This window comes from Streptomyces sp. NPDC005303 (assembly GCF_040607335.1).
GTDB lineage: Bacteria > Actinomycetota > Actinomycetes > Streptomycetales > Streptomycetaceae > Streptomyces.
The window spans coordinates 15,365-40,030 of the sequence record NZ_JBEXGM010000019.1 but is presented as its reverse complement, the minus strand read 5'-3'; the positions used below and the strand labels follow the sequence as shown (position 1 = coordinate 40,030).

At 70.5% G+C, this 24,666-nt stretch carries 26 protein-coding genes; 11 read left to right on the top strand and 15 right to left on the bottom strand.

Translation table 11 applies throughout. The annotated features are described in order from the left end of the window. Nucleotides 1–2 precede the first annotated feature (2 nt). A complete protein-coding gene (locus tag ABZT93_RS24890) occupies nt 3–896 on the top strand; it encodes an endonuclease/exonuclease/phosphatase family protein (RefSeq protein WP_356108239.1) in 894 nt (297 codons plus the stop codon). Between the two features lie 59 nt (nt 897–955). Here the strand turns inward: ABZT93_RS24890 and ABZT93_RS24885 are convergent, their stop codons facing one another. From ABZT93_RS24885 to ABZT93_RS24870, 4 genes are all read right to left on the bottom strand, one after another. Continuing rightward, the gene (locus ABZT93_RS24885) at nt 956–1,918 is read right to left on the bottom strand and encodes an electron transfer flavoprotein subunit alpha/FixB family protein (RefSeq protein ID WP_356108236.1); all 963 of its coding nucleotides are present in this window, start codon (nt 1,916–1,918) and stop codon (nt 956–958) included. A 72-nt stretch (nt 1,919–1,990) separates the two neighbouring features. Then, a complete protein-coding gene (locus ABZT93_RS24880; RefSeq protein WP_356108234.1) occupies nt 1,991–2,779 on the bottom strand; it encodes an electron transfer flavoprotein subunit beta/FixA family protein in 789 nt (262 codons plus the stop codon). A gap of 217 nt (nt 2,780–2,996) precedes the next feature. Continuing rightward, nucleotides 2,997–3,506: a flavin reductase family protein gene (locus ABZT93_RS24875; protein ID WP_356108231.1), complete on the bottom strand. Its 510-nt coding sequence runs from the start codon at nt 3,504–3,506 to the stop codon at nt 2,997–2,999. Between the two features lie 208 nt (nt 3,507–3,714). Continuing rightward, on the bottom strand, nt 3,715–4,128 hold the full coding sequence (locus ABZT93_RS24870; protein WP_356108512.1) for a thioredoxin family protein: 414 nt from the start codon (nt 4,126–4,128) through the stop codon (nt 3,715–3,717). A gap of 75 nt (nt 4,129–4,203) precedes the next feature. Here ABZT93_RS24870 and ABZT93_RS24865 point away from each other — a divergent pair, with 75 nt between their 5' ends. Together ABZT93_RS24865 and ABZT93_RS24860 are read left to right on the top strand one after the other, a co-directional pair. Further along, nucleotides 4,204–4,620: a DUF4395 domain-containing protein gene (locus ABZT93_RS24865; RefSeq protein WP_356108229.1), complete on the top strand. Its 417-nt coding sequence runs from the start codon at nt 4,204–4,206 to the stop codon at nt 4,618–4,620. Nucleotides 4,621–4,804: 184 nt separating this feature from the next. Next, nucleotides 4,805–5,533, top strand: coding sequence for a lysophospholipid acyltransferase family protein (locus ABZT93_RS24860; protein WP_356108228.1), 729 nt, complete (start codon nt 4,805–4,807; stop codon nt 5,531–5,533). Between the two features lie 121 nt (nt 5,534–5,654). On the opposite strand, the gene ABZT93_RS24855 is transcribed toward ABZT93_RS24860, so the two are convergent. The 5 genes from ABZT93_RS24855 to ABZT93_RS24835 all read right to left on the bottom strand — a co-directional run bounded on the left by ABZT93_RS24855 (nt 5,655) and on the right by ABZT93_RS24835 (nt 10,133). Further along, nucleotides 5,655–6,227, bottom strand: a complete 573-nt coding sequence (locus tag ABZT93_RS24855; protein ID WP_356108226.1) for a transglutaminase domain-containing protein — start codon at nt 6,225–6,227, stop codon at nt 5,655–5,657. Nucleotides 6,228–6,288: 61 nt separating this feature from the next. Beyond that, nucleotides 6,289–6,801 carry a GNAT family N-acetyltransferase gene (locus ABZT93_RS24850; RefSeq protein ID WP_356108224.1) on the bottom strand — a complete coding sequence of 171 codons (513 nt, stop codon included), beginning with the start codon at nt 6,799–6,801 and terminating at the stop codon, nt 6,289–6,291. 34 nt (nt 6,802–6,835) lie between these two features. Beyond that, nucleotides 6,836–7,906 (bottom strand): low specificity L-threonine aldolase, encoded by a 1,071-nt coding sequence (locus ABZT93_RS24845; RefSeq protein WP_356108222.1) that lies wholly within the window; start codon nt 7,904–7,906, stop codon nt 6,836–6,838. Next, nucleotides 7,903–8,652, bottom strand: coding sequence for an SDR family oxidoreductase (locus tag ABZT93_RS24840; protein ID WP_356108220.1), 750 nt, complete (start codon nt 8,650–8,652; stop codon nt 7,903–7,905). The genes ABZT93_RS24845 and ABZT93_RS24840 overlap by 4 nt, the downstream gene beginning before the upstream one ends. A gap of 83 nt (nt 8,653–8,735) precedes the next feature. Next, a complete protein-coding gene (locus ABZT93_RS24835; protein ID WP_356108218.1) occupies nt 8,736–10,133 on the bottom strand; it encodes a DUF6421 family protein in 1,398 nt (465 codons plus the stop codon). A 271-nt stretch (nt 10,134–10,404) separates the two neighbouring features. On the opposite strand from ABZT93_RS24835, the gene ABZT93_RS24830 reads away from it, so the two are divergent. Next, nucleotides 10,405–11,088, top strand: a complete 684-nt coding sequence (locus ABZT93_RS24830; RefSeq protein ID WP_356108216.1) for a glycerophosphodiester phosphodiesterase family protein — start codon at nt 10,405–10,407, stop codon at nt 11,086–11,088. Nucleotides 11,089–11,121: 33 nt separating this feature from the next. On the opposite strand, the gene ABZT93_RS24825 is transcribed toward ABZT93_RS24830, so the two are convergent. Continuing rightward, entirely contained in the window at nt 11,122–11,658 is a 537-nt protein-coding gene (locus tag ABZT93_RS24825; protein WP_356108214.1) for a GNAT family N-acetyltransferase, read from the bottom strand. 71 nt (nt 11,659–11,729) lie between these two features. Here ABZT93_RS24825 and ABZT93_RS24820 point away from each other — a divergent pair, with 71 nt between their 5' ends. Together ABZT93_RS24820 and ABZT93_RS24815 are read left to right on the top strand one after the other, a co-directional pair. Further along, nucleotides 11,730–12,122, top strand: coding sequence for a VOC family protein (locus ABZT93_RS24820; RefSeq protein WP_356108212.1), 393 nt, complete (start codon nt 11,730–11,732; stop codon nt 12,120–12,122). Between the two features lie 107 nt (nt 12,123–12,229). Then, nucleotides 12,230–13,552 carry a diacylglycerol kinase family protein gene (locus ABZT93_RS24815; protein ID WP_356108211.1) on the top strand — a complete coding sequence of 441 codons (1,323 nt, stop codon included), beginning with the start codon at nt 12,230–12,232 and terminating at the stop codon, nt 13,550–13,552. Nucleotides 13,553–13,579: 27 nt separating this feature from the next. On the opposite strand, the gene ABZT93_RS24810 is transcribed toward ABZT93_RS24815, so the two are convergent. The 3 genes from ABZT93_RS24810 to ABZT93_RS24800 form a co-directional block, all read right to left on the bottom strand. Beyond that, nucleotides 13,580–16,183, bottom strand: coding sequence for a cellulosome protein (locus ABZT93_RS24810; RefSeq protein ID WP_356108209.1), 2,604 nt, complete (start codon nt 16,181–16,183; stop codon nt 13,580–13,582). Nucleotides 16,184–16,309: 126 nt separating this feature from the next. Continuing rightward, entirely contained in the window at nt 16,310–16,849 is a 540-nt protein-coding gene (locus ABZT93_RS24805) for a MarR family transcriptional regulator (RefSeq protein WP_356108207.1), read from the bottom strand. Next, a complete protein-coding gene (locus ABZT93_RS24800; RefSeq protein ID WP_356108206.1) occupies nt 16,846–18,459 on the bottom strand; it encodes an FUSC family protein in 1,614 nt (537 codons plus the stop codon). Before ABZT93_RS24800 ends, ABZT93_RS24805 begins: the two co-directional genes overlap by 4 nt. A gap of 156 nt (nt 18,460–18,615) precedes the next feature. Here ABZT93_RS24800 and ABZT93_RS24795 point away from each other — a divergent pair, with 156 nt between their 5' ends. The 4 genes from ABZT93_RS24795 to ABZT93_RS24780 all read left to right on the top strand — a co-directional run bounded on the left by ABZT93_RS24795 (nt 18,616) and on the right by ABZT93_RS24780 (nt 21,884). Beyond that, entirely contained in the window at nt 18,616–19,146 is a 531-nt protein-coding gene (locus tag ABZT93_RS24795; protein ID WP_356108203.1) for a DUF5134 domain-containing protein, read from the top strand. A gap of 220 nt (nt 19,147–19,366) precedes the next feature. After that, the gene (locus ABZT93_RS24790) at nt 19,367–20,038 is read left to right on the top strand and encodes a phosphatase PAP2 family protein (protein ID WP_356108201.1); all 672 of its coding nucleotides are present in this window, start codon (nt 19,367–19,369) and stop codon (nt 20,036–20,038) included. 252 nt (nt 20,039–20,290) lie between these two features. Next, nucleotides 20,291–20,983 (top strand): HAD-IA family hydrolase, encoded by a 693-nt coding sequence (locus ABZT93_RS24785; protein WP_356108199.1) that lies wholly within the window; start codon nt 20,291–20,293, stop codon nt 20,981–20,983. A 226-nt stretch (nt 20,984–21,209) separates the two neighbouring features. Beyond that, nucleotides 21,210–21,884, top strand: a complete 675-nt coding sequence (locus tag ABZT93_RS24780; RefSeq protein ID WP_356108196.1) for a helix-turn-helix domain-containing protein — start codon at nt 21,210–21,212, stop codon at nt 21,882–21,884. Here ABZT93_RS24780 and ABZT93_RS24775 read toward each other — a convergent pair. Next, nucleotides 21,872–23,374, bottom strand: a complete 1,503-nt coding sequence (locus ABZT93_RS24775) for a hypothetical protein (RefSeq protein WP_356108194.1) — start codon at nt 23,372–23,374, stop codon at nt 21,872–21,874. The genes ABZT93_RS24780 and ABZT93_RS24775 overlap by 13 nt on opposite strands. Before the next feature lie 96 nt (nt 23,375–23,470). On the opposite strand from ABZT93_RS24775, the gene ABZT93_RS24770 reads away from it, so the two are divergent. Next, nucleotides 23,471–24,139 carry a DUF305 domain-containing protein gene (locus tag ABZT93_RS24770; RefSeq protein WP_356108192.1) on the top strand — a complete coding sequence of 223 codons (669 nt, stop codon included), beginning with the start codon at nt 23,471–23,473 and terminating at the stop codon, nt 24,137–24,139. A 27-nt stretch (nt 24,140–24,166) separates the two neighbouring features. Here the strand turns inward: ABZT93_RS24770 and ABZT93_RS24765 are convergent, their stop codons facing one another. After that, a complete protein-coding gene (locus tag ABZT93_RS24765; RefSeq protein WP_356108189.1) occupies nt 24,167–24,625 on the bottom strand; it encodes a DUF6214 family protein in 459 nt (152 codons plus the stop codon). Nucleotides 24,626–24,666: the final 41 nt, after the last annotated feature.

The window sequence follows — 24,666 nt, the reverse complement described above, 5'->3', positions numbered from 1 at the left end:
ACATGTCGGACACCCACAGAATGACGCGTCGTATGGGTCTCAGAACCGCCGTGGCCGCCGCCGTCACCGTGCCGCTGATGGGCACGCTGCCGGCCTCCGCCGCCAAGCCGTCCAACCGCCGACTCGATGTCATGACGTTCAATCTGCGCTTCGCCAGCACCTCCGAACCCAACAGCTGGGCCGCCCGCCGCCCGGTGATGCGCCAACTGCTGCGCCAGGAGGCCCCCACCCTGATGGGCACCCAGGAAGGCCTCTACCAGCAGCTGCTCGACATCCACGCCGACCTGGGACCGCACTACGACTGGATCGGCACCGGCCGCGAGGGCGGCAGCCACGACGAGTCCACGGCGGTCTTCTACGACACCCGGCGCCTGGCCCCCGTCGAGCACGACACGCTCTGGCTCTCCGACACTCCCAGGCTGATCGGCTCGAACACCTGGGGCGCCGCACTGCCCCGGATCGTCACCTGGGTCCGCTTTCACGACCGGGCCGTCGGCGGACGGGAGTTCTACGTCCTCAACACCCACTTCGACCACGTCGGCCAGTACGCGCGCGTGCGCTCCGCACAGTTCCTCGCCCAGACGATCGCCGGGTTCGACCGGGCGTTACCGGTCCTCGTCACCGGCGACTTCAACGCCGAGGCCCATGACAACCAGGCGTACGACACCCTGCTCGCCACGGGTCTCGTCGACACCTGGGACGCGGCCGCCGAACGCAGCAGGCTGTACGCCACCTTCCACGGCTACCAACCCCTCGTCCCCGACGGCGACCGCATCGACTGGATCCTCGCCACCCCGGGCACGACCGTCCACCGGGCCGTCATCAACACCTTCGCGATGGACGGGCAGTTCCCGAGCGACCACCTGCCGGTGCAGGCCACGCTGACCCTGGGATGAGCCGAGGCCCCCGCGACCGCGTCGGCGGTCACGGGGGCCTCGTACGCCCGGAGCGGGGATCAGCCCTTGCGGGTGTTGATCTCCTCGGTGAGGGCGGGGACGACGTCGAAGAGGTCGCCGACGACGCCGTAGTCGACGAGGTCGAAGATCGGGGCCTCGGCGTCCTTGTTGACCGCCACGATCGTCTTCGAGGTCTGCATGCCGGCGCGGTGCTGGATCGCGCCAGAGATGCCGTTGGCAATGTACAGCTGCGGCGAGACGGACTTGCCGGTCTGGCCCACCTGGTTGGTGTGCGGGTACCAGCCCGCGTCCACCGCGGCACGCGAGGCGCCGACGGCCGCACCGAGGGAGTCGGCGAGGGCCTCGATGATCGCGAAGTTCTCGGCGCCGTTGACACCGCGGCCGCCGGAGACCACGATCGCGGCCTCGGTCAGCTCCGGACGACCGGTCGACTCACGCGGGGTACGGCCGGTCACCTTGGTGCCGGTCGCCTGCGCGGAGAAGGTCACGCTCAGCTCCGAGACCTCGCCGGCGGCCGGGGCGGCCTCGACGGCGGTGGAGTTGGGCTTGACGGTGATGACCGGGGTGCCCTTGGAGACACGGGACTTGGTGGTGAAGGAGGCGGCGAACACCGACTGGGTGGCCACCGGGCCCTCGTCGCCGGCCTCCAGGTCGACGGCGTCGGTGATGATGCCGGAGCCGATGCGCAGCGCCAGACGGGCGGCGACCTCCTTGCCCTCGGCGGAGGACGGGACCAGCACGGCGGCCGGGGAGACGGCCTCCACGGCGGCCTGGAGGGCGTCGACCTTGGGTACGACCAGGTAGTCGGCGTACTCGGAGGCGTCGTGGGTGAGGACCTTGACGGCGCCGTGCTCGCCCAGGACGGCGGCGGTGTCGGCGGCACCGGCACCGAGCGCGACGGCGACGGGCTCGCCGATGCGGCGGGCCAGGGTCAGCAGCTCCAGGGTGGGCTTGCGGACGGCACCGTCCACGTGGTCGACATAGACGAGAACTTCAGCCATGGGAATGCTCTCCTGCGGATTGCGAAGGCTTGAGGGGCGGTAAGGGGGTTGAGCCTCAGCGGGCCAGAACCCTTAGATGAACTTCTGGCTCGCGAGGAACTCGGCGAGCTGCTTGCCGCCCTCGCCCTCGTCCTTGACGATCGTGCCGGCCGTGCGGGCCGGACGCTCCGCGGCGGAGTCGACCGTGGTGTAGGAGCCCTCCAGGCCGACCTGCTCGGCCTCCAGGTCCAGGTCGGACAGGTCCCAGGACTCCACCGGCTTCTTCTTGGCCGCCATGATGCCCTTGAAGGAGGGGTAACGCGCCTCGCCCGACTGGTCGGTGACCGAGACGACGGCCGGCAGGGAGGCCTCCAGCTGCTCCGAGGCGGCATCGCCGTCACGGCGACCCTTGACGGTGCCGTCCTCGACGGAGACCTCGGAGAGCAGCGTGATCTGCGGGACGCCCAGGCGCTCGGCCAGCAGGGCCGGGACGACGCCCATGGTGCCGTCGGTGGAGGCCAGGCCGGAGATGACCAGGTCGTAACCGGCCTTCTCGATGGCCTTGGCGAGCACCAGGGAGGTGCCGATGACGTCGGTGCCGTGCAGGTCGTCGTCCTCGACGTGGATGGCCTTGTCGGCGCCCATGGACAGGGCCTTGCGGAGCGCGTCCTTGGCGTCCTCGGGGCCGACGGTCAGGACCGTGACCTCGACGTCGTCGTCGGAGTTCTCGGAGATCTGCAGCGCCTGCTCGACCGCGTACTCGTCGAGCTCGGAGAGCAGACCGTCCACGTCGTCCCGGTCGACGGTCAGGTCATCGGCGAAGTGCCGGTCGCCGGTGGCGTCGGGCACGTACTTCACAGTGACAACGATCCTCAAGCTCACGCCGGCTCTCCTACTGCATCGTCATTTTCTCAGCTGCCTCTTGCAGGCAGCATAGGCGCCTCAAGCGGCCGATCCCGATCGGGGCGGCTGCGCTCCGACCGCAATATTACTCACCAGTACATCCAGTTCCTGCCCGCTAAGCAAGCGCTTTGAACTGTGACCTGTGCAACGCAGCGTAATCGGAACTCGACGGCCCCGCACCAGCGGAAGGAGCCGATCAGTCGCGCAGGCCGTTGAACCGGCCCTGGTGGTAGAGGAGCGGCCGGCCGGCGCCCGCGGGGTCGCCGAGCCGCACCTCGGCCAGCACGATCCGGTGATCGCCGGCGGGCACGCGTGCGTGCACCCGGCACACCAGCCAGGCGAGCACGTCGTCGAGGACGGGGACACCCTCGGGCCCCTCGTGCCAGGCGGTGGGCGCGCCGAAGCGGTCGGCGCCACTGCGGGCGAAGGTGGCGGCCAACTCCTCCTGGTGCTCGCCGAGTATGTGCACGCCGACGTGGTCTGCCCGGGAGATCGCGGGCCAACTGGAGGCGCCCGTGCCGATCCCGAAGGACAGCATGGGAGGTTCGGCGGAGACGGAGGCGAGCGAGGTGGCGGTGAAGCCCACCGGGCCGGCGTCACCGCTCGCGGTGATCACGGCGACTCCCGCGGCGTGCCGCCTGAAGACGGAGCGCAGGAGGTCGGGAGAGGCGAGCCGGGGGCTGCCGAGGTCGGACGTGGCCGTCATGCGGTGTTCCTTCTGCGAGGGGTGCCGAGCTGGACCGTGGCTGCTCAACAGGCCGGACAGCGCGCGCTCGCGGTGCGGGCCAGGTCGACGTGGACCCGCCCGAACAGAAGGAGTTCCGTAGCCATACGGTCAGGTTGACGATAGGTGTGGTGCGCAGTCAAGTAGGCACCGACATATGGGAGCTGCCTCACCGTGCGCGCACCCGGCCTCAGACCGCCTCTCCGATCGCCGCTATGACATCCGCCTTGCGCGGCTGACCGGTGGCGCGCCGTACGACCCTGCCGTCGGCGTCGAGGACCAGCACGGTCGGCGTCTTGAGGATGTCGAGTTCGCGGACCAGGTCGAGGTTCTTCTCGGCGTCGATCTCGACGTGGGCCACGCCCGGAACCATCTCCGCGACCTCGCCGAGGACGCGCCGGGTCGCCCGGCACGGCGCGCAGAAGGCGCTGGAGAACTGGACCAGCGTGGCGCGTTCACCGAGGTTCTCGCCCAACTCGGCCGCGCCGAGCCTCTTCCCGTCGTCGCGCCCGCGCACCCTCACCCTCCCGCTCCGCCGCCGTTGCAGCACCCCAAAGGCGCTCGCCGTCGCGAGCACCGCCACGCACACCACAAGTCCGGTCATCACCTGCACCAGCATTCACGAGACTGCAAAGATTCCCGCCCCCCGCAGGTCCATCCGTTGCGGAATGCTTGATTCATGGACATCGACGCAAGAGGGCCGCGTTTCGGCGCGGCCGTGACGACCGTCGTGCTGGCGGCCGTCCTGATCACGGGCAGCGTCTGGCTGCTGGCCTGGCAGACGCTGGCGTTCGCGCTGGGCGCGGCGGGCGGGGTGGGCCGCTCGCCGTACGGCTGGCTGTTCCGGAAGGCCGTACGGCCGCGGATCGGGCCGCCCACCGAGTTCGAGGCACCGGAACCGCCACGGTTCGCGCAGGCGGTGGGCCTCTCCTTCGCGGCCGTCGCACTCGTGGGGTACGGGATCGGGCCGGCGTGGCTCGGGCTCGCCGCCACCGGAGCCGCTCTCGCGGCAGCGTTCCTCAATGCCACGTTCGGTTACTGCCTGGGATGCGAGATGTACTTGCTCGTACGGCGGGTCTCGGTACGCGCGGAGTAAAGGCGGTTGAAAAACAGCAGGACGGATCACAGAGCCGACGTGACGAGAATCTCTCCCTGGGTGGGCACCAGGACTGGCTCGCCGCACGTTCTTCGGGCACGATCTGCGAGATGCCGTAAACCTACGGCTGCGTAACTTAATGCTGGGAGCTTCCCAGGCGAAGCAGGAAGGGCTCACCCCGCCCATGGCAGAGCTTGTCTACCGTCCCGTCGTCGGATTCGCCCAGGCGCTGTTCAAGGCCTGGGACCTCAAGATCGACTGCAAGGGTTCGGAGAACATCCCGCGCTCGGGCGGCGCCGTGCTGGTGAGCAACCACATCAGCTACCTGGACTTCGTCTTCAACGGCCTGGCCGCGCTCCCGCAGAAACGTCTCGTACGTTTCATGGCGAAGGAGTCCGTCTTCCGCCACAAGGTCTCGGGTCCGCTGATGCGCGGGATGAAGCACATCCCGGTCGACCGCACGCAGGGCGAGACGGCGTACGCCCACGCTCTGGAGTCACTGCGGTCGGGCGAGATCGTCGGGGTCTTCCCGGAGGCGACGATCTCGCAGTCCTTCACGCTGAAGAGCTTCAAGTCGGGTGCGGCGCGGATGGCCCAGGAGGCGGGCGTCCCCCTGATCCCGATGGCCCTGTGGGGTACACAGCGGATCTGGACCAAGGGGCACCCCCGCAACTTCAAGCGCAGCCACACCCCGATCACGATCCGGGTCGGGGAGGCGATCGAGGCTTCCCGGGACAAGTACGCCGGTGCCATCACCCGGCAGGTCCGGGAGCGGGTCAACGAACTCCTCGAGGCCGCGCAGCGTGCGTATCCGGTGCGCCCCAAGGGGCCGGACGACACGTGGTGGATGCCGGCGCATCTCGGGGGGACCGCGCCTACGCCGGAAGCGGTACGGGAAGCCGAGGCGCGGTAGCCGTTCGGCCGCGCGTACACGGGGGCTGGTCGCGCAGCCCCCGTCAGCGAGGTGCGTGCAGACCCGGGCATGAGGGCACGCACCTCGTCGGACACGGTGGCAGTGAGGGACACTCGGAGCCTCAGAGTCCGGTGGGGAGCGTCCTCCAGAGGTACGGCCGGTCGGGGGCGGCCTTGAGGACGCCCAGCACAGCGGGGTGCGGTTCCGCGTACAGGACCGGGTGGTCCCTCTCACCGGACTCCGGATCGGGCGTGAAGGCCAGCCGCTCGCCGTCCAGCGAGAACTCGGCGTCCACACCGGGCTTGTTGCCCCGGGGATCCTGGCGGTGCCAGGCGCCGTCGAACCGCACGGCGACCAGACCGTGCACCACGTCGAACTGCTGATAGCAGAGCGCGGTCGGGATGTCCTCGGCGCGCAGCAGCGCGGCCAGCGCGTGGGCCTTGGCGTAGCAGATACCGGTGCCCTGCTCCAGCACGTCGGAGGCCCGCCAGGTGACGCGGAGGTCGCCGGAGTCCTGGGAGTGCGGGATGGTGTCGCGGACGAACTCGAAGGCCAGCCGCGCATAGGCATACGAGTCGACCGATTCCTTGGCGAGACGCGCGGCAGCCTCCCGGACGACCGGATGGCCATGGTCGATGACCTCGTCGGCGGCCAAATACGCGGACAGGTCAGGGGTGTTCTGGATCAGCTCCATGCCCGCAGAGCATAGGAAGACGATCACCTCAGCGTCAATCAATTTACATTGACCAGTATATTTATGCAGAGTAGCAGTGCACGGTCACTACCTGGGACACGCTCCACCGCTGCTCGACCGTGGCGAGCCTGGTCCAGCCCAGTCGTTCGTACAGGGCCGCCGCGGCGGTGTCGGACGCGACGACGTCGAGCACCGGGTGCAGGCCGCGGTGCCGTGCTTCCCGAACCGCCCGGCCCATCAGCAGTGCGCCGATTCCGTGCCCTCTCGCCTGCGGGGCGACGAACAACCGGCCGACCACCGCCGCCTGTTGAGGGCCTGTGCCGTTGCGCTCGCCCCAGAGGACCGGGGCCAGGTCGCCTGCTGTGCTGCGGGAGAGACTGACGTGGCCCGCCACCCGTCCGTCCAGATCGGCGACCCAGCCGCCCAGCCCCGAGGCCTGCGTCAGCCAATCACCGGGCCGGGCAGGCCAGTTCACCGGATAACCGTCACGGCGGTGCACCTGAGCCAGTGCCCGTACGCATGCTTCGACGTCGTCATCGGTCCTCGGCCGGACCCGGGGCTGTGTCCTGTCCACACCGGCATGCAAGCACAGGGAGCCCCGGCCACGCTCAGCGCGCCATCTCCTCCTTCAGCGCCGCGACGAACGCGTCCACGTCGTCCTCGGTGGTGTCGAAGGCGCACATCCAGCGGACGACACCCGCGCCCTCGTCCCAGAAGTAGAAGCGGAAGCGCTTCTGGAGGCGCTCGCTCACGTCGTGCGGGAGCTTGGCGAAGACGCCGTTGGCCTGGACCGGGTAGAGGATCTCGACGCCGTGGACGGCACGGACGCCCTCGGCCAGGCGCTGGGCCATCTCGTTGGCGTGGCGGGCGTTGCGCAGCCACAGGTCCTTGGCGAGCAGGGCCTCCAACTGCACCGACACGAAACGCATCTTGGAGGCCAGCTGCATGGACAGCTTGCGCAGGTGCTTCATGTGGGAGACCGCGTCCTGGTTGATCACCACGACCGCCTCGCCGAACAGGGCGCCGTTCTTCGTCCCGCCCAGGGAGAGGATGTCGACGCCGACCGCGTTGGTGAACGTCCGCATCGGGACGTCGAGGGAGGCGGCCGCGTTGGCTATGCGGGAACCGTCCAGGTGGACCTTCATACCGTGCGCGTGGGCGTGGTCGCAGATCGCGCGGATCTCGTCCGGCGTGTAGAGGGTGCCGAGCTCAGTGGACTGGGTGATCGAGACGACCTGCGGCATGGCGCGGTGCTCGTCGTCCCAGCCCCAGGCCTGCTTGTCGATCAGTTCGGGCGTGAGCTTGCCGTCCGGGGTGGGCACGGTGAGCAGCTTCAGGCCGCCCATCCGCTCCGGGGCGCCGCCCTCGTCCACGTTGATGTGCGCGCTCTCGGCGCAGATCACCGCGCCCCAGCGGTCGGTGACCGCCTGGAGCGCGACGACGTTGGCGCCGGTGCCGTTGAAGACCGGGAACGCCTCCGCCGTGGCCCCGAAGTGGCTGCGGATGACGCCCTGGAGGTTCTCGGTGTAGTCGTCCTCGCCGTACGCGACCTGGTGCCCGCCGTTGGCCAGGGCCAGGGCGGCGAGCACCTCCGGGTGGGCCCCGGCGTAGTTGTCGCTGGCGAAGCCGCGGATCTCCGGGTCGTGATGGCGACGTGCGTCGGTCTTCGGGGGGTTCACGGCTTCTCGGTGAGCCACAGACGGTTTCCGTTCACTTCGGCGGCGGGCTTGTCCCAGACACCGACGATGGCCTCGGCCAGCTCCTTGACATCCGTGAAGCCCGCGAACTTCGCGTTGGGCCGCTCGGCGCGCATGGCCTCGTGCACCAGTGCCTTCACCACCAGGATCGCAGCCGCGGAGGTGGGCCCGTCGGCGCCCCCGGCCTTGTGGAAGGCGTCGGCGAGAGCGAGCGTCCAGGCCTCGGCCGCGGCCTTGGCGGCGGCGTACGAGGCGTTGCCCGCCGAGGGCTTCGTCGCGCCGGCGGCGCTGATCAGGAGGTAGCGGCCGCGGTCGCTGCGCTGCAGGCCCTCGTAGAAGGCGAGGGAGGTGTGCTGCACGGTGCGGATGAGCAGCAGTTCCAGAAAGTCCCAGTCGTCCAGGCTCGACTTGATGAAGGTCTCGCTGCCGCGCCAGCCGCCGACGAGGTGGACCAGGCCGTCGACACGGCCGAAGTCCTTCTCGATGTGCGCGGCCCAGTCACGGGTCGAGTCCAGGTCGAGCAGGTCGACCGGTTCACCGGTCACGGTGGCGCCGCCCGAGGCGTAGCTCGCCGCGTCCACGGCCTCCGCGAGCCGCTCCGGGTCGTTGTCCGCGCCGACGACGGTCGCGCCCGCCTCGGCCAGCCGCAGCAGTGTCGCGCGGCCCGCGGGACCGCCCGCGCCCGCCACCGCGATCACCGCACCGCTGAGAGCTCCGTTCCCCGCCATGTTCCTCGCCTCCTGAGCTGCCGCCGGAGCGGCCTGTGCAGCCGCCTGAACGGCCTGTGCAGTGTTCCCGGTGCCGCGCTCGGTCACGCGGCGACCCGCTCGGCGCTTGTGGCCGTGATGCCCCGGGTCGAGGCGATCACATTCCGAAGCTTCTTGGAGAGGGCCTCATAGAACATGCTCAGCGGAAACTCGTCCGGAAGCACGTCATCGACGAGTTTCCGCGGCGGCAGCGACAGGTCGAGGGCGTCGGGACCCTTGGCCCACTTGGAGCCCGGGTGCGGGGCGAGGTAGGTGGAGACGAGCTCGTAGCCGGCGAACCAGTGGACGAGCTTGGGGCGGTCGATGCCGTCGCGGTAGAGCTGCTCGATGTCGGCGCACAGCTGGTTGGTGACCTCGGGGGCGCGCTGCCAGTCGATGAACAGCTTGTTGTCGGTCCAGCGGACGACGTCGTGCTTGTGCAGGTAGGCGAAGAGGAGCTGGCCGCCGAGGCCGTCGTAGTTGCGCACCCGCTCGCCGGTGACCGGGAAACGGAACATGCGGTCGAAGAGGACCGCGTACTGCACGTCACGGGCCTGCGGGACGCCGTCGGCCTCCAGTTTCACGGCCTCCCTGAAGGCGGTGAGGTCGCAGCGCAGCTCCTCCAGGCCGTACATCCAGAACGGCTGACGCTGCTTGATCATGAACGGGTCGAAGGGCAGGTCGCCATGGCTGTGGGTGCGGTCGTGGACCATGTCCCACAGGACGAAGGCCTCCTCGCAGCGCTTCTGGTCGTGGACCATGGCGGCGATGTCCTCGGGCAGCTCCAGGCCCAGGATGTCGACGGCCGCGTCGGTGACCCGGCGGAAGCGGGCGGCCTCGCGGTCGCAGAAGATGCCACCCCAGGAGAATCGTTCCGGCGCCTCGCGCACGGCGATGGTCTCCGGGAAGAGGACGGCGGAGTTGGTGTCGTAGCCGGCCGTGAAGTCCTCGAACTTGATGCCGCAGAACAGCGGGTTGTCGTAGCGCGTGCGCTCCAGTTCGGCCAGCCACTCGGGCCAGACCATGCGCAGCACGACCGCCTCCAGGTTGCGGTCCGGGTTGCCGTTCTGCGTGTACATCGGGAAGACCACCAGGTGCTGGAGGCCGTCCGCGCGATTCGCGGCGGGCTGGAACGCCAGCAGGGAGTCGAGGAAGTCGGGCACCTCGAAGCCGCCCTCCGACCAGCGCTGGAGGTCCTTGACGAGGGCGGCGTGGTAGTCGGCGTCGTGCGGCAGCAGGGGCGACAGCTCCTGCACCGCGTCGACGACACGCCGTACGGCGGCCTCGGCGTCACCGCGCGCGGGCGCGCTCTCGGCCTCGAAGTCGATCGACCCGTCCTTGGACTGCCATGGCCGGATCCGCTCCACGGCATCCTTGAGCACGGGCCATGCCGGGTGCTCCACCACCCTGGTCATGGGAGGAACCTGGCCCCCCGAAGCCGCCTGCACAAGAATTTCCGTCATGTCCCATCCTCCACAGGAGAAGCTCGCGTATGGAGACCGTATACATACGAGCTTCCGCCCAGCAAGAGCGGTTACGGGAAGTTATCCTGCCCATCCCAATGGTCACCGAACTTTTTCCTGTCGAGTGCCATGAACACAGCGATTCCGGGTAGAGGATGACTTTCTCCCACCCGTCGCGGCGATCCCTCGCGTACGCGCGGGTCCATCACACGGTGTAGCCGTTAGGCTGCGGCTCTGCACCGAGCCGCCGTCGACGGAAGCGAGTTGAACCTTGAACTTCCTTACCATCGGTCATCGCGGAGTCATGGGTACCGAACCCGAGAACACCCTCCGTTCCTTCGTGGCCGCCCAGCTGGCCGGCCTCGACGTCATCGAACTCGATCTGCATCTGAGCAAGGACGGCGCCCTCGTCGTCATGCACGACACCGACGTGGACCGCACGACCGACGGAACCGGCCCCATCGCCGAGAAGACCCTCACCGAGCTGCGCGCCCTGGACGCGGGCCGCGGAGAACGCGTCCCGGTGTTCGAGGAGGTCCTGGACGCCGTACGTTCGCCGATCCAGGCCGAGATCAAGGACATCGCGGCGGCCCGTGCACTGGCCGAGGTCATGGTCCGGCGGGATCTGGTCTCCCGGGTCGAGGTGTCCTCGTTCCACGACGAGGCGATCGCCGAGATCGGCCGGCTCGTGCCCGGTGTGCGGACCGCGCTGATCGGCAGCCGCTTCGGCCCCGACATCGTGGACCGAGCCGTCGAGGCCGGTGCGGCGACGGTCTGTCTGAACATCCGCCGACTGACCCTCGAGGTCGTGGAGGCGGCCCGCAAGGCGGACCTGAAGATCATCGGCTGGGTGGTGAACACCCAGGACCATCTGCGCCTGGTGCGGGCCCTGGAACTGGACGGCGCGACGACCGACTACCCGGAGATCAAGCGCACCGGCCGCTTCACGGCGTGAGCCGCATGCCTCGCGGGCCGCACGGCAGGAACGTCACACCAGCGGTTTGACCAGCAGCTCGAACTGCAGGTCGTCGCGCTGCGGAAGGCCGAAGCGCTCGTCGCCGTACGGGAAGGGCGTCATCCGACCCGTACGGCGGTAGCCGCGCCGCTCGTACCAGGCGATGAGGTCCTCGCGCACGGAGATCACGGTCATGTGCATCTCGGTGACGCCCCAGGTCTCCCGGGCGATCCGCTCCGCCTCCGCGATGATCACCTTGCCGAGGCCGCCGCCCTGGAGCGTGGGGCTGACCGCGAACATCCCGAAGTACGCGTAGGTGCCCCGGTGTTCGAGCTGGCAGCAGGCGACGACCTGCCCGTCCCGCTCCACCGTCAGCAGCCGGCTCTCGGGCGACTTGATGACCGCGAGCACACCCTCCGGGTCCGTCCGCTGCCCTTCGAGGATGTCCGCCTCGGTGGTCCACCCGGCCCGGCTGTCGTCCCCGCGGTACGCCGACTCGACCAGCTCGACCAGCGTGTCCACGTCGGCGTCGGTGGCGTCGCGGAAGGTGAGGCCGGCGGTGGTCTCCATGGGGCGCATCTCCACTTCAGGGGCACGAGTCGGGCACGGTCGAGAGTAGCGCCCCCGCTAGGCTCGCCCGCATGGTGCACGTACTGAGCGGCCGCGTCCTGCTGCGGCCCACGGATCCGGAGCGTTCCCGAGTCTTCTACGGCGACCAGATGGGCCTCGCCGTGTACCGCGAGTTCGGTACGGGCCCGGAGCGGGGCACCGTCTACTTCCTCGGCGGTGGGTTCCTGGAGCTGTCGGGACGCTCCGAGGCCCCGTCGGCGGCGGACGTCCGACTGTGGCTCCAGGTCCCGGACGTGACCGCGGCACACGAGGAGCTGCTGAGCAAGGGTGTCGAGATCGTGCGCCCGCCGGTCAAGGAGCCGTGGGGGCTGGTCGAGATGTGGGTGGCGGACCCGGACGGCACACCGATCGTGCTGGTGGAGGTGCCGGCCGACCATCCGATCCGGTACCGGCCCGGAATCTGAGCCCCGCGTCCACCGGCCGGCCGCGCGCGTGGTGCCGGCCGTCGTGACGACTTGGATATGCTCCGCCGACCGCCGTGGCCCGAGGGCGTCGAGCAGTGGAGGAGCACATGAGCGTGGACGTGAACGCCCCGGCCTTTCGAAGGCAGCGTTGGGCGGCCAGGAGCTCCCTGGCGACGGCCGCACTCGCGGTGCTGCTCCCCCTCGCCTACGGCGGTCTCGGCGGCGTTCTGCTGCTGGCGGCCGGGCTCGCGGGCGCGGCCGTCACGGCGGCTGCGGTGTGGTGGACGCTGACGCGACGCGGCCCGGAACGCTGGCTGGCGGCGGCGCTCGCGCTCGTCGTCCCCGCCCTCGTCCTCGTCCTCTTCGTGGTCACCCTCGGGTGGGTGCTCCTGCTGTCACCGGTGCTGTGGAGCGTGGCCGTGTGGAGTGGGCGCTACGCCCTGCGCAGCACCGGCACCCGTCCCAAGCGTATGAAGGAGCACCGGGCGCGGTCCGTGCGGCGGCCCTTCCTGATCATGAACCCCCGCTCCGGAGGCGGGAAGGTCGAGCAGTTCCGGCTTCGGGAGGAGGCCGAACACCTGGGCGCGCAGGTCGTGCTGCTCGACCCGGAGGAGCACCAGGACGTGACCGCGCTGGCACGGGCGGCCGTGGCGGAGGGCGCGGACCTGCTCGGCGTCGCGGGCGGCGACGGCACCCAGGCGCTGGTCGCCGCCGTCGCCGCGGAACACGACCTGCCGTTCCTCGTCATCTCCGCCGGTACCCGCAACCACTTCGCCATGGACCTCGGACTCGACCGCACCGACCCCGCGACCTGCCTCGACGCGCTCACCGACGGTGTCGAACTCCGGGTCGACCTCGGCTTCGTGGCGGACCGTCCCTTCGTCAACAACGCCTCTTTCGGCGCGTACGCGGCGGTCGTCCAGAGCCCCGCCTACCGTGACGACAAGATCGGCACCACCCTGGAGCTCCTGCCCGATCTGCTCACCCGTCAGCGCGGCCCGCATCTGACCGCGCACATCGACGCCACCACGATCGACGGCCCGCAGGCCGTGCTGGTGAGCAACAACGCCTACCGCACCGGCGATCCCGTGGGCCTCGGCCGCCGCGAGCGGCTCGACTCCGGGCTGCTCGGCATCCTCGGCGTCAGGGTGGACAGTGCGGCCGAGGCGGCGGCGCTTCTGCTCGACCCCGATCCGGAGGGTCTCGCGGTGCTGTCCGCGCGGGAGGTGGTCGTCTCCGCCGACCATCCGCAGATCGAGGTCGGCGTCGACGGCGAGGCCTTGGTCCTGCCCACCCCGGTCCACTGCCGTATCGCCCCCGGCGCGCTCCGCGTCCGTGTCCCGCGGAAACGGCCTGGTGTGCCGGTGTCCCAACCCCGCCTGAACTGGCGCCGGTTGCGCAAGCTGGCGGCGCCGGCCGGGCGGGCGTGAGTCCCGGCGCAACGCGACCGGCGTGCTTCACGGGAGACGCGGGTCAGCCTCCACGGGGGCGAGCGGTGTCACGGTCACCTGGTCGATGACGGGAGCGTGGGCGGAGCGCCGGCCGAACTCGTTCCTGGTGTCGCCGGCGAAGTCGGGGAGTTCATCGGCGGTGAAGGTGAGCGTGTTGAGGCCCGGGCGCAGGGTGACGGGCACGGACAGGTTCCAGAAGTTGTTGAAGTGGAAGGTCGTGGGGAACAGGACGCGGTGTGCGGGGGCGCCGTTGACGGCGACATCGGCGTGGCGGCAGACGGGGTCGGGGTTGTAGTGGGTGGACGGGGGCTGCTCGCCGTTGGAGTAGCGGATCGTCAGCGCGTGGCGTCCGGCGCGGTCCGCCGTGACGGTCAGGGTGAGCGCGTTCGCGGGCCCGGCTCCGACGCCGTCGACCGCCTTGCCGCCCGTGGCGTACGGGTACCCGGTCACCCTCGCCGTTCCGGTCAGGGCGCCTTCCTCGGCGGCGTACGCGGTCACGGGAAGCAGTCCGCGCGAAGGGGCGATCCGCAGCCGGTCGACGATCAGACGCTCCGAGGTCCCGGTGACCGTGACCTTGTTGACGCCTCCGGCGAGGAAGAGCGGCACGGCGCCGCGCTCGACGCGTCCGATCTCCTCGCCGTTGACGCTCAGCACGCCCTCGCCGGGCCCCAGCACGTCGACGGTCACGGAGGCCTCGCCGTCCTCGGCCGCGTGCGCCCAGAAGGTGACGGTGCCGCCCCGCGGGAGCACGGCGACTCCGGGCCCCGAGGCGCCGTGGTGCGCGTGGCTGACCCGGGCCCCGCCGCCGAGGTCCGCGAACTCGGCGTCGTACAGCGCGGTTTCGTCCTTCTCCCGCAGCACGACGTCCAGCTTGTCGACGACCGCGTCGCCCTTGGTGACCCCGAGGTCGGGGTCCTGGGCCGCGAGGGTGATCCGGTGGTGGCCGGCGGTCAGCTCCACTCGGGTGTCGGTGTGTCCCCACACCGCCGGCTTGTAGCCGAGCGGCAGCCGCAGTTCGCGCGGGTCCTGGCCGTCCACGCGCAGGAACACGTTGGTCGGGCCCTGCTCGCGCACCAGGTCGGCGAGGTTGTGGGAGTTGGCGAAGACGACCAGGTCGTAGGCCCCGTCCTCCGGGACCTCGACATCGAAGGCGAGCACGCCGTCGGAGCCGGTGCGCAGTCCGCCCACGTGGTAGCCGCCGGAGGTGGCGAAGCGATCGACGGCGGACGGGGATCCCTCGGGCCCGTTCTTCGAATAGCCACCGCCCGTGTAGGTCGCGTCCTCGGCCTCGTACGTCCGTCTCCAGCGCACCGCGGGCGGCAGGGCCACGGCCCCGTTGCCCCCCGGCGACAGGATCACCTGGTAGGCGGACATCGCGTCGAGGTCGGACAGGCCGAGCGTCACCTGCCCGCTCACGACCGGGAGTTCAACGTCCCGCAGTCGCAACGGCTGTGCGCTGGAACCCACTTGGCCCGTCCAGGGAATCTCCACGAGACGCGCGTGGACCACACTGCCGAACACCTCCGCGTCCACGCCCTCGAACACGACGTCCGCCGTACCGCCCGCGCCCCCGAACAGCACCCTGGCCTGGCGTTTGTCGCGGTCGAGGGTGGCCACGCCCTGGAGCGTGTACTGCACGTTGGGGTGCGGGGCGAGGACCCTGACGGTGTTCCCGGTCAGCTGTCCGTAGGCGTTGTACAGCCACCACTGGCCGTTGGCCTTGTTCGCCTCCACCGCCGAGTCGTTGAGGTTCCCGGCGATGTTCCAGTAGGCGAGGTCGGCGTCGACCTTCGACTCCTCGATCGCGGCGATCCACTGGATCATCTGGCCGGGAACGGAGACGTGGTAGTTGTGCGCGTACTCGTTGATGTTGACCGGGAGCGGACCGATGCCCAACTCGCGCTCCAGTTCACGGTACTTGGCGATGTTGGTGCGAACCTCGGCGGGCGAGGACAGCTCGTGCCAGGTGACGATGTCGGGCAGCACGTCGTGCGCCTTCGCGAACTCCAGGAAGTCCCTGACCTCGGGGTACAGGACGCAGGTGTTGGGTCCGGCCACGCGGGCGTCCGGGTCGAGGTCCTTGATGAGGCGGTGGGCGGCTTCCCAGGCGGCGAAGTAGTGGTCCGGCTCGGTTCGCCAGGACACCCCGTCGTAGCTCCACTCCCCCTCGCCGAACATGTTGCCCTCGGGCTCGTTGAACGGCACGTACACGACGTGGGACCGCAACTCCCCCGCGGTGAGGACGTGTTCGACCTGGCGGCGGATCACCTCCAGGTGTCCGGCGAGCCGCTCCTCACCGGTGGCACCCGGCCACTGGTACGGAAACCCCCGGTAGAAGTCGGGCAGATAGACGTAGACGTCCTTGCCGCCCGCCGCGACGAACGGTGGCAGGATCTCCAGGGCGTCGCCGCCGGGGTGCTGGGCGCCGTCCTGGGCCTTGGTCGTCACCGTCCGCGGATACATGCCCTCGACCACGACGCGGCTGGGCACGCCGTCGCCGTAGAGGCCGTAGAGTGTGCCGCTCGCTCCTCCGTGGAAGGGGCCGGTCTCGGTGCCGAGGTCGATGGTGAGCTTCTCGCGGGCGGGGCCTTCGGCTGCCACGGCATCCATCCTTCGTTCGACATTCCGTACGGCGGTCGATGATCCGCACCGACCTGGACGAACGTAGGAAGCGCGGGTGGACCGCGTCAACAGGCAGCGGGCTTCGAAACTTCCGAAACCGCAGGTCGGCAGGTGTCAGGTGCGGAGCACGCCCAGGCTGCCCTCCAGCCGGCCGAGCAGCTCTCCGAGCCGGGCGGCGAGTTCGTCCCGCGCCTCGGGGGTCAGAACGGACAGCACGGCCGTCTCGTACGCGAGTTGCTCGGGCAGGATCCCGTCGACCAGCTCACGGCCGGCGTCGGTGAGCCGGACGTGGGCGACGCGGCGGTCGCGGGTGTCGCCCCGGCGCTCCACCAGGCCCCGCTCGGTCAGCTGCTTGAGGCGCTTGGTGACGGCGGCCCCGGAGGAGAAGGTCTCGCGGGCCAGGTCGCCGGGGGTCAGCTCGTGCCCGGTGCGGCGCAGCGCGCCGAGCAGGTCGAACTCGGGGCGGCTGAGGCCTGCCCGGCGCAGGGGGGCGTCCTCGGCCTGCTGGAGGAGGGCGGCGCAGCGGTTGACGCGGCCGATGATCTCCATGGGGCCGGTGTCGAGGCCGGGGTGGACGGTCTGCCACTGCCGGACGACGGCGGCGACGGTGTCGTGCCTCGTCGGGTCCGCCGGTCGGCCGTTCGGTGCCGTCATGGACGTACGCCCTCCACTGTGTGGTGCCGGATCGTCGCGGCGAGCGTACGGTGTGCGGCCTGCTCGGCGCGCACGACCCTCTCCTGGGGCAGGGCCCGCTGCCACCATTCGCCGGACGCGGCCTCGACGCCGACCCGGAGATCGACCAGGGCGCCGGCGAGGGCGCGGCGAGCGGAGTCCAGGGCACCGGGCGCGAGGTTCGGCTCGGCCAGCAGGCGGGCGGTGTGTTCCCGGGCGCGCTCCACGGCGGCCAGCGACTGCTCGACACCATCGCCCGCACGCCGGTTGGTGACGGCTACGGCGGCGACGAACCCGACCAGCGCGCCGACCAGGGTGTCCATGACGCGCTCGGTGATCAGCCGGCCGGGCTCCTGGTATCCGGCGAACTCGGTGATGAGCAGGGCCATCGGGGTCACGCAGATGCTGCCGAGCCAGTAGTTGCGGGCGATGAGCGCCTCTGCGCCGAAGTTGAGGGCGAGGCAGCACAGGACGAGCGCGGCGGACCCGAGGTGGGCGAGCGGGACGACGGCGGCGAACACCAGCACCCCTACGAGGTTGCCGACGACCCGCTGGACGCCGCGGCTCCAGGTGAGGGTGACGTTGGCCTGATAGAGGGAGGCCGCGGTGACCAGGGCCCAGTAGGGGCGGCCGACGCCGAGCGCGAGGGAGGCGTAGCCGGCGAGGGCACAGCCCAGAGCGGTGCGTACGGCGAGCGGGGCGAGCATGCGCCACACCGGGTGCGCGGGGGTGGCGAGTTCGATCTCCACGCCGAGGAGTTCGTCGTCGTCCGGCGCCCGGGGGACCGGTGCCGTGCCGCGCAGTGCGCGGGCCCAGGCGCGGAGGCGGTCCGGGGCGGCGTCGGCCGGGGCGGCGAGGGCGATCTCGGCGCGGACGACGAGACGTTCGAGGGCCCGCCGGGTCTCGGAGCGGGCTCCGGCCGACAGGAGGGTCTGCCAGGCGGCCTGTACGGCGGTGTGGGCGGTTCCGCTCGCGTGGGAGCGCGAGCTCTCCGCGTAGGCGGCTGCCGCGTCCAGGGCGCGGGCGGTGGCCCTTCGCTCCGGACCGTGCGGCCTGAAAAGGCCGGGTGCCATACCCACCAGCCAGGCCCAGACGCCCGCCGCGAGAGCGAGGGCCAGGTGGCCGGGGACCTGGGCGAGGGTCTGCGGGGCGAACAGGGAGGCGGAGCTGATGAAGGTGAGGACCACATGGCCGGGCGGGCCGATCCGGGTCGCGTCACAGAGCGTCTTCTGCACGGCGGCCACCAACGCCCCGACGGTGACCAGCACCACCGCGCTGCCGGTGAGCGAGGCGGCGACCAGGCCGACGCCGAGGCCGGCGACCATGCCGAGCACCACCCAGGCCAGGGCGCGGGCCCGGGCGGCGTAGGGCCGGTTGTGGGCGTACAGCGCGCACAGGGACCCGGCCATGGTGTACATCGCCAGGTCGAGGCGGCCGAGGGCCAGCAGGGTCAGGTTGGGCGGGGCGACCGCGACCACCACGCTCAGGGCGGGCTTGAACCAGATGTCGGAGGGCCTGCCGAGGCGCAGCACGCCGGCCAGCGGAAGACGGCGTACGCGCGGAGTGTCGGTGGAGGGGGTCGCACTGCTCATGAGCCGATACTTTAGCAGGTGTTTTACCTGTAAATGATAGCCGCGTCGTCCTGACCTGCTGTGCTCCTCGCACGCTCCCCGCGTACACCCTTGCGCTCGATTGCGCGCCGCATGGCCCGGGCATTCCTTGACCGACCGTCGAGCGGGGAGGTGGGCGTGCACGGACCGGCTTCGCCCGGCTGGCTGCTGGTCGCGCTCTGCGCGGCGACCGGGGCGTACTGCCTGCTGCGGATGCGCAGCAGCGTCGAGGAACAGCGCCGGACCGCGGGCGGTGAGGCGCTGATGGGCTTCGGGATGGCCGCGATGGCCGTACCGGCCGCCGTGTTCACGCCCCCGGCGTGGGCCTGGCCGCTCTACACGGGCGTGTTCGGCGGGGCCGCGCTGCGCGCGCTGTGGGCGGCACGCACGGGCACCCATCATCTGCACCACCTGGTGGGGGCGGTGGCCATGGTCTACATGGCGGTGGCGATGGCGGCCTCCCCCGGACACCACAGCGGTGCGGGAGTCCCCGCGGTGACGGGCGCGCTGCTCCTCTACTTCGCGGGATACGTCCTGCTGTCCGGCGCCCGTCTGATACCGGTGACCGCCGGTGGTGCCACCGTCGGCTGGGGCGACCGTCCCGAACTCTCGCGCGCGTGCCGGTTGTCGATGGGCATCGCGATGGTGGCCATGCTCCTGACGCTCTGACGTGCGCTGCGCGGCGACGCGCTCCATGTCCGGTGCCGGCCGTGCACGCGTCGCGGACGTGGCCGGCGACCGTGGCGGCGCTCGCGGCCTGGACAGCCGGACTCCCCTGCCATGCCCCGGTGCATCACCCGCGCATGTCAGGGAACTCGGCAACGCACCGTCCAGCCCATCCACGCCCCGGAATTCGCCTCAAGCCACACAGGTCGGCCAGGATCGCAGCATGCACACCACGTCCGTCGACTCCCCGCCCCGTCCGCCGGAGCACCGGACCGCCGCCCGCGCGACCGGTGTCCTCGCGCTGTGCTCGGTGCTGCTGCTCGTGCTGGTCGTGGCTGAATGGCATCCCCTGCTGACCGTGGACGGCGACATCGCCGACACCACCCACGGCTGGGCGGTCGACGAGCCGGGACTCACCCACGTCTTCCGGATCCTGTCCGACTGGATCTGGGACCCCTGGGCGATGCGTCTGCTGGCCGCGGTCGCGGCGATCTGGCTGGTGTGGCGGCGCAACGCCCGCTGGACCGCCCTCTGGCTGGTGGCCACATGTGCGCTGGGCACACTGGTCCAGCAGGTCCTGAAGGCCGCGGTCGGCCGCGAACGCCCCGTCTGGCCCGACCCCGTCGACACCGCGCACTTCGCGGCCTTCCCGTCGGGCCACGCCCTGACGGCCACCGTCGTCTGCGGCCTCCTCCTGTGGCTCCTGCACCACTACGGCGCGGGCCGCACCCTGTGGTTCACGGCCATGGCCCTCGCCGTGCTCTCCGTCGTGGGCGTCGGCCTGACCCGCATCTGGCTCGGCGTCCACTGGCCCTCCGACGTGCTCGGCGGCTGGCTCCTGGGCGCGATGCTCGTGACCCTGGCGGTGACGGTCCACCAGCGGTACCGGCCGTGAACGAGGGCCCGATCCGGGTCTACGGCCATGTGGGCCCGCCCGAGTCGCACTCGACGGCGGCACGGCCCGACAGTAGCCCTACGCTCGTCGTCGCCCTCGACGGCCTGCGGCGGCTCGTGGCCTGCGCGGGCGCCGCACAGGTCCTCGCCGCCGGTGAGATGGGGTCCGCGTCGGCCACCGGCCGCTGGGCGGTCCCGAGGGCTGCGAGGGCGAGCTCCCCGTCGCCTGGAACGCGGGCCGTAAGATCATCGTATGGCTGCCGTGCTGTTCGACTTCTCGGGAACCCTCTTCCGGATCGAGTCCACCGAGTCCTGGTTGCGGGCCGTCCTCGACGAGGCGGGAATCGCCCTCGCCGAGGACGGGTTGGTGCGAGCCGCACAAGAACTGGAGAACGTGGGGGCGCTGCCCGGTGGGGTGGCACCCCGGGTGCCGATGCCGGACGAGCTCGCCGCCGTGTGGGGAGTGCGGGACAAGAGCGCCGAGCTGCACCGGGCCGCCTACACAGGGCTCTCGCGACTCGTCACGCTGCCGGATCCCGCCCTGCACGACGCACTGTACGAACGGCACATGCACCCCGCCGCCTGGCAGCCCTATCCCGATGCCGCCGAGGTGCTGCGCGCGCTGCGTGGGCGCGGGATCAAGGTGGGCGTGGTCAGCAACATCGGCTGGGACCTGCGCCCGGTCTTCCGCGCACACGAGCTCGATCCGTACGTGGACGCGTATGTGCTGTCGTACGAACACGGCATCCAGAAACCGGACCCCCGCCTGTTCAAGGCCGCCTGCACGGCGCTCGGCGTCGAGCCCCGGGACGTCCTGATGGTCGGCGACGACCGGCGGGCGGACGGCGGCGCGGCGGCCCTGGGCTGCGGGGTGCACTTCGTGGATCATCTGCCGGCGGCGCTGCGGCCCGACGCGCTGCGGCCGGTGCTCGACCTGGTCGGCTGAGACCCGGGACGGACGCCCGAACCGGCCCCGGAATCTTGTCCGAAAACCGGGTGGTCACCCCGCCCAGAAGGTCGCCTGAGGACACCTTTGGGGCGTATGCTCACCCACCCTGGACGATCCCCCGCGTCGCCCAGAGCAGGCGGCAGCCCCGACCAGGCCTTTAGCGGGCCGGTCCGGACGCGTTGAGTATAGTTGGCTGATAGCCAGTCAACGCAGGAGTTACAGCATGTCCCCGCGCAGCGCCTCGGTCAATGAAGAGCTGCGCCGCCGTTCCCGGGAGCGACTCCTGCAGGCGGCACTCGAACTGGTCTCCGAGCGCGGATACGAGGCCACCACCCTCGGCGACATCGCGGACCGGGCCGGTTCGGCGCGCGGACTGGTGTCGTACTACTTCCCCGGCAAACGCCAGCTCGTGCAGTCCGCCGTGCACCGGCTCATGCACCGCACGCTGGAGGAGGCACTGGAGCGCGAGCCGCACACCGAGGACGGCCGCGAGCGGATGGCCCGGGCCATCGACGCGGTCCTGGGCCTGGCCCGGGACCGTACGGTGCTGATGCGCCAGCACATGGCGGGCCTGCTGGACGCCGAGGGGTTCGTGGAGTGCCCGGAGCAGCAGCGCCTCGCCGAGCTGCTGCGGGACACGATGGAACGGCACGGTTCGCAGACGGTCGAGACCGACTACCCGATGCTGCGCTCGCAGCTCATGGGGGCGGTCTACGCGATGGTCGTACCGAACGTCCCGATGCCGATCACGACCCTGCGCGCCGAGCTCTTCACGCGCTACCGGCTCGACTGGGAGCAGGGCGTCCCGCCGGGCACCGAGGCACCCGACGGGACGTACGACACGGATCTGTCGCGTTTCTTCGCGACGGGCCCGGAGGCCGGGGATCAGTCGAAGTAGTCCGGCTGCGTCTGGACGTTGAGCTCGCCGAGCCGCACCTTCCTGGCCGGGTCCGTCCGCTTGTCGTCGAGCTTCAGGACGTCGAAGCCCTTGGCGATGTCGTTGGAGTAGATGTAGCCGTTGTAGTAGTACGCCGACCAGGGGCCGGCGGTGGTCAGACGCTCGGTGTTCACCGGGCCGCGCTCGAAGTAGCCGATCTCCTTCGGGCGCGAGGAGTCCGTGAAGTCCCACACGGAGACACCGCCCTGGTACCAGGCCTGGACCATGATGTCCTTGCCCTTGACCGGGATCAGCGAGCCGTTGTGGGCCACGCACACCTCGACGTCCGCCTGGTGGCGGGGGATCTTGAAGTAGCTGCGGAGGACGAGCTTGCGCTTGTCGCCCTTGCCGACGATGTCGTAGATGCCGTCGGCGCCGCGGTTCGGACCGATCGCCGCGTTGCAGGTGGCCGCACCGCCGCCGCCCAGCTCATCCGTGAAGACGACCTTGTTCGCCTTCTGGTTGAAGGTCGCCGAGTGCCAGAACGCGAAGTTCACGTTGTCCTGCACCCGGTCGATGACCTTCGGGTTCTCCGGGTCCTTGATGGAGAACAGGATGCCGTCGCCCATGCAGGCGCCCGCCGCCAGGTCCTTGTCCGGGAGCACCGTGATGTCGTGGCAGCCGGTGGTCTTGAAGACGCCCGGGTTGGTGGGCGGACCGGGGTTGCCACCGCCGTCGGGGCCCTCGCCGGGGAAGAGCACCGGGAAGCCGACGACCGCCGCCTTCTCGGGAGCGTCGCGCGGCACCTTGATGACGGAGATGCCGTCGTGGGGCGGCTGGCAGTCGGGGTAGGTGGCGCTCGGTGAGTACGAGGAGACGTAGATGTACACGTTCCTGCGCTCGGGCACCAGCGTGTGGGTGTGCGAGCCGCAGGCGGTCTCCACGGCGGCGACGTACTTGGGGTTCCGCTTGTCGCTGATGTCGAAGACCTTCATGCCCTCCCACGACGACTTCTCGGTCGCGGGCTGGGTGGTGCTGCTGCAACTGCTGTCGCTGCGCGAGGAGTCGGTGGACAGGAACAGCAGGTTGCCGGAGACGGAGATGTCGTTCTGCGAGCCGGGGCAGAGCACCTGGGCGATCGTCTTCGGGGCCTTCGGGTTGCTGATGTCGAAGACGCGGAAGCCGTCGTAGTTGCCGGAGAAGGCGTACCGGCCCTGGAAGGCGAGATCCGAATTGGTGCCGGGCAGTGCGTCCTTGGGGACGTTGACGAGGTGCTCGATGTTGTCGGAGTGGACGATCTCGTCCTGGCCGGGTATCTCGCCGTCGGCGATCGCCGCCTTCACCTCGGCCTCGGTGCTCTTGGAGACACCCTTGCCCGCCGTCGGGCCGTCCCCGGGGTCGGGGGTCGCGACGGCGGGAGCCGCGGTCAGCAGCGCGGCCAGGAGCCCCGCGGCGGTCGCGGCAACTCCCAGGCGTCTGTGCCGGGTTCGGGACTCTTTCAACAGGATCACTGTTTTCCTCCCTGTGCCGTTCATGTGGAACGGTGCACGCGTCACCGCAGTATCGTCTTCACCATGCACAGACCAACAGGGGGCAACGAACTCGTAATGAAGAGACCATGGGTGACCACTGTGCTTCTCCGTCGCGCGCCGTACGCGACGGCTGCCCTGGCCGCACTGATCGCCCTGACCCTAGGGGGCTGTGACTCCGACGCGGACCCGAAGTCCGCCTCCACGACCGGACCTTCCGTCCTGGTGCCCGGCAGGCCCGGCGAGGCGAACCGCACGCTGTCCGCTCAGGACGCGGAGGAGCAGCGGGCCGACGACGACTCCCCCAACTCGGCTGACGTCATGTACGTGCGGATGATGATCGCGCACCACGCCCAGGCCCTGGTACTGACCCAACTGGCCCCGCAGCGCGCCGAGTCGGTGAAACTCAAGGCGCTCGCCGAACGGATCTCGGCCGCGCAGGGGCCGGAGATCGCCGCGATGAGGGCCTGGCTGAAGGAGTACGGCCAGTCCGAGAAGAGTGATGACCATGTGCACACCGCGATGCCCGGCATGGCGACCGAGGCACAGCTGAAGAAGTTGCGCGCGGCAAAGGGCAAGGCCTTCGACGAGCTCTTCCTCACGCTGATGATCACTCACCACGAGGGGGCGATCACCATGGCGACGGATGTGAAAGGGCAGGGCAACAACGTGCGGATCGAGGAGATGGCGGACGACGTGGTGGCCCAGCAGACGAGCGAGATCAACCGGATGCGGGACATGCTCTGAACAGGAAGGTCGCCCCGACCGGCCGGTTCAGCGCCGCGCGTGACGTGGTGTCAGGAAGCCCGCGTCACGCGCCTGTGAGATGAGCCGGAGCGACTTGCGGCGGCTGTGCCCGGTCGCGCACATCACGGCGAGGACCGGGTCGGCGCCGTCCTCCTGGGCGGCCCGGTACTCCTTCGCCACCAGCCACCGCCCCTCCAGGCCCAGCGGCCAGGCCGGTCGGGCACGGCGCGCTCCGGTCTCCGCGGCCCGCGCCCCGGGCTCCCGTCCACAAGCCGCGAAGAGCGGCCCCTCGATCCAGTCCGCGAGCTCGCCCAGGTCGTCCAGCAACAGGCCGGGCATCGCCCGTACATCCTCCAGGGAGACGCCCTGCTGGGCCACCACGGCGAGCGCGTCGACCCGGGCGCCGTCGGGGAAGACCAGCCGGACGTGGTACCACGTCGTCGCGCCGTCGTCCTCCCGCACTTCCCACGCGGGCCACACGGACACGCTGCCGTCCGTCGGACAACGATCAGAAAGATTCAGAAAGG

What these genes read in the sequence shown, in the direction of transcription:
- ABZT93_RS24890 (WP_356108239.1), top strand. Translation starts at nt 3, where the DNA reads ATGTCGGACACCCACAGAATGACGCGTCGTATGGGTCTCAGAACCGCC.
- ABZT93_RS24885 (WP_356108236.1), bottom strand. Translation starts at nt 1,918, where the DNA reads ATGGCTGAAGTTCTCGTCTATGTCGACCACGTGGACGGTGCCGTCCGC.
- ABZT93_RS24875 (WP_356108231.1), bottom strand. Translation starts at nt 3,506, where the DNA reads ATGACGGCCACGTCCGACCTCGGCAGCCCCCGGCTCGCCTCTCCCGAC.
- ABZT93_RS24870 (WP_356108512.1), bottom strand. Translation starts at nt 4,128, where the DNA reads ATGACCGGACTTGTGGTGTGCGTGGCGGTGCTCGCGACGGCGAGCGCC.
- ABZT93_RS24865 (WP_356108229.1), top strand. Translation starts at nt 4,204, where the DNA reads ATGGACATCGACGCAAGAGGGCCGCGTTTCGGCGCGGCCGTGACGACC.
- ABZT93_RS24860 (WP_356108228.1), top strand. Translation starts at nt 4,805, where the DNA reads ATGGCAGAGCTTGTCTACCGTCCCGTCGTCGGATTCGCCCAGGCGCTG.
- ABZT93_RS24855 (WP_356108226.1), bottom strand. Translation starts at nt 6,227, where the DNA reads ATGGAGCTGATCCAGAACACCCCTGACCTGTCCGCGTATTTGGCCGCC.
- ABZT93_RS24840 (WP_356108220.1), bottom strand. Translation starts at nt 8,652, where the DNA reads ATGGCGGGGAACGGAGCTCTCAGCGGTGCGGTGATCGCGGTGGCGGGC.
- ABZT93_RS24835 (WP_356108218.1), bottom strand. Translation starts at nt 10,133, where the DNA reads ATGACGGAAATTCTTGTGCAGGCGGCTTCGGGGGGCCAGGTTCCTCCC.
- ABZT93_RS24825 (WP_356108214.1), bottom strand. Translation starts at nt 11,658, where the DNA reads ATGGAGACCACCGCCGGCCTCACCTTCCGCGACGCCACCGACGCCGAC.
- ABZT93_RS24820 (WP_356108212.1), top strand. Translation starts at nt 11,730, where the DNA reads ATGGTGCACGTACTGAGCGGCCGCGTCCTGCTGCGGCCCACGGATCCG.
- ABZT93_RS24815 (WP_356108211.1), top strand. Translation starts at nt 12,230, where the DNA reads ATGAGCGTGGACGTGAACGCCCCGGCCTTTCGAAGGCAGCGTTGGGCG.
- ABZT93_RS24810 (WP_356108209.1), bottom strand. Translation starts at nt 16,183, where the DNA reads ATGGATGCCGTGGCAGCCGAAGGCCCCGCCCGCGAGAAGCTCACCATC.
- ABZT93_RS24805 (WP_356108207.1), bottom strand. Translation starts at nt 16,849, where the DNA reads ATGACGGCACCGAACGGCCGACCGGCGGACCCGACGAGGCACGACACC.
- ABZT93_RS24800 (WP_356108206.1), bottom strand. Translation starts at nt 18,459, where the DNA reads ATGAGCAGTGCGACCCCCTCCACCGACACTCCGCGCGTACGCCGTCTT.
- ABZT93_RS24790 (WP_356108201.1), top strand. Translation starts at nt 19,367, where the DNA reads ATGCACACCACGTCCGTCGACTCCCCGCCCCGTCCGCCGGAGCACCGG.
- ABZT93_RS24785 (WP_356108199.1), top strand. Translation starts at nt 20,291, where the DNA reads ATGGCTGCCGTGCTGTTCGACTTCTCGGGAACCCTCTTCCGGATCGAG.
- ABZT93_RS24780 (WP_356108196.1), top strand. Translation starts at nt 21,210, where the DNA reads ATGTCCCCGCGCAGCGCCTCGGTCAATGAAGAGCTGCGCCGCCGTTCC.
- ABZT93_RS24770 (WP_356108192.1), top strand. Translation starts at nt 23,471, where the DNA reads ATGAAGAGACCATGGGTGACCACTGTGCTTCTCCGTCGCGCGCCGTAC.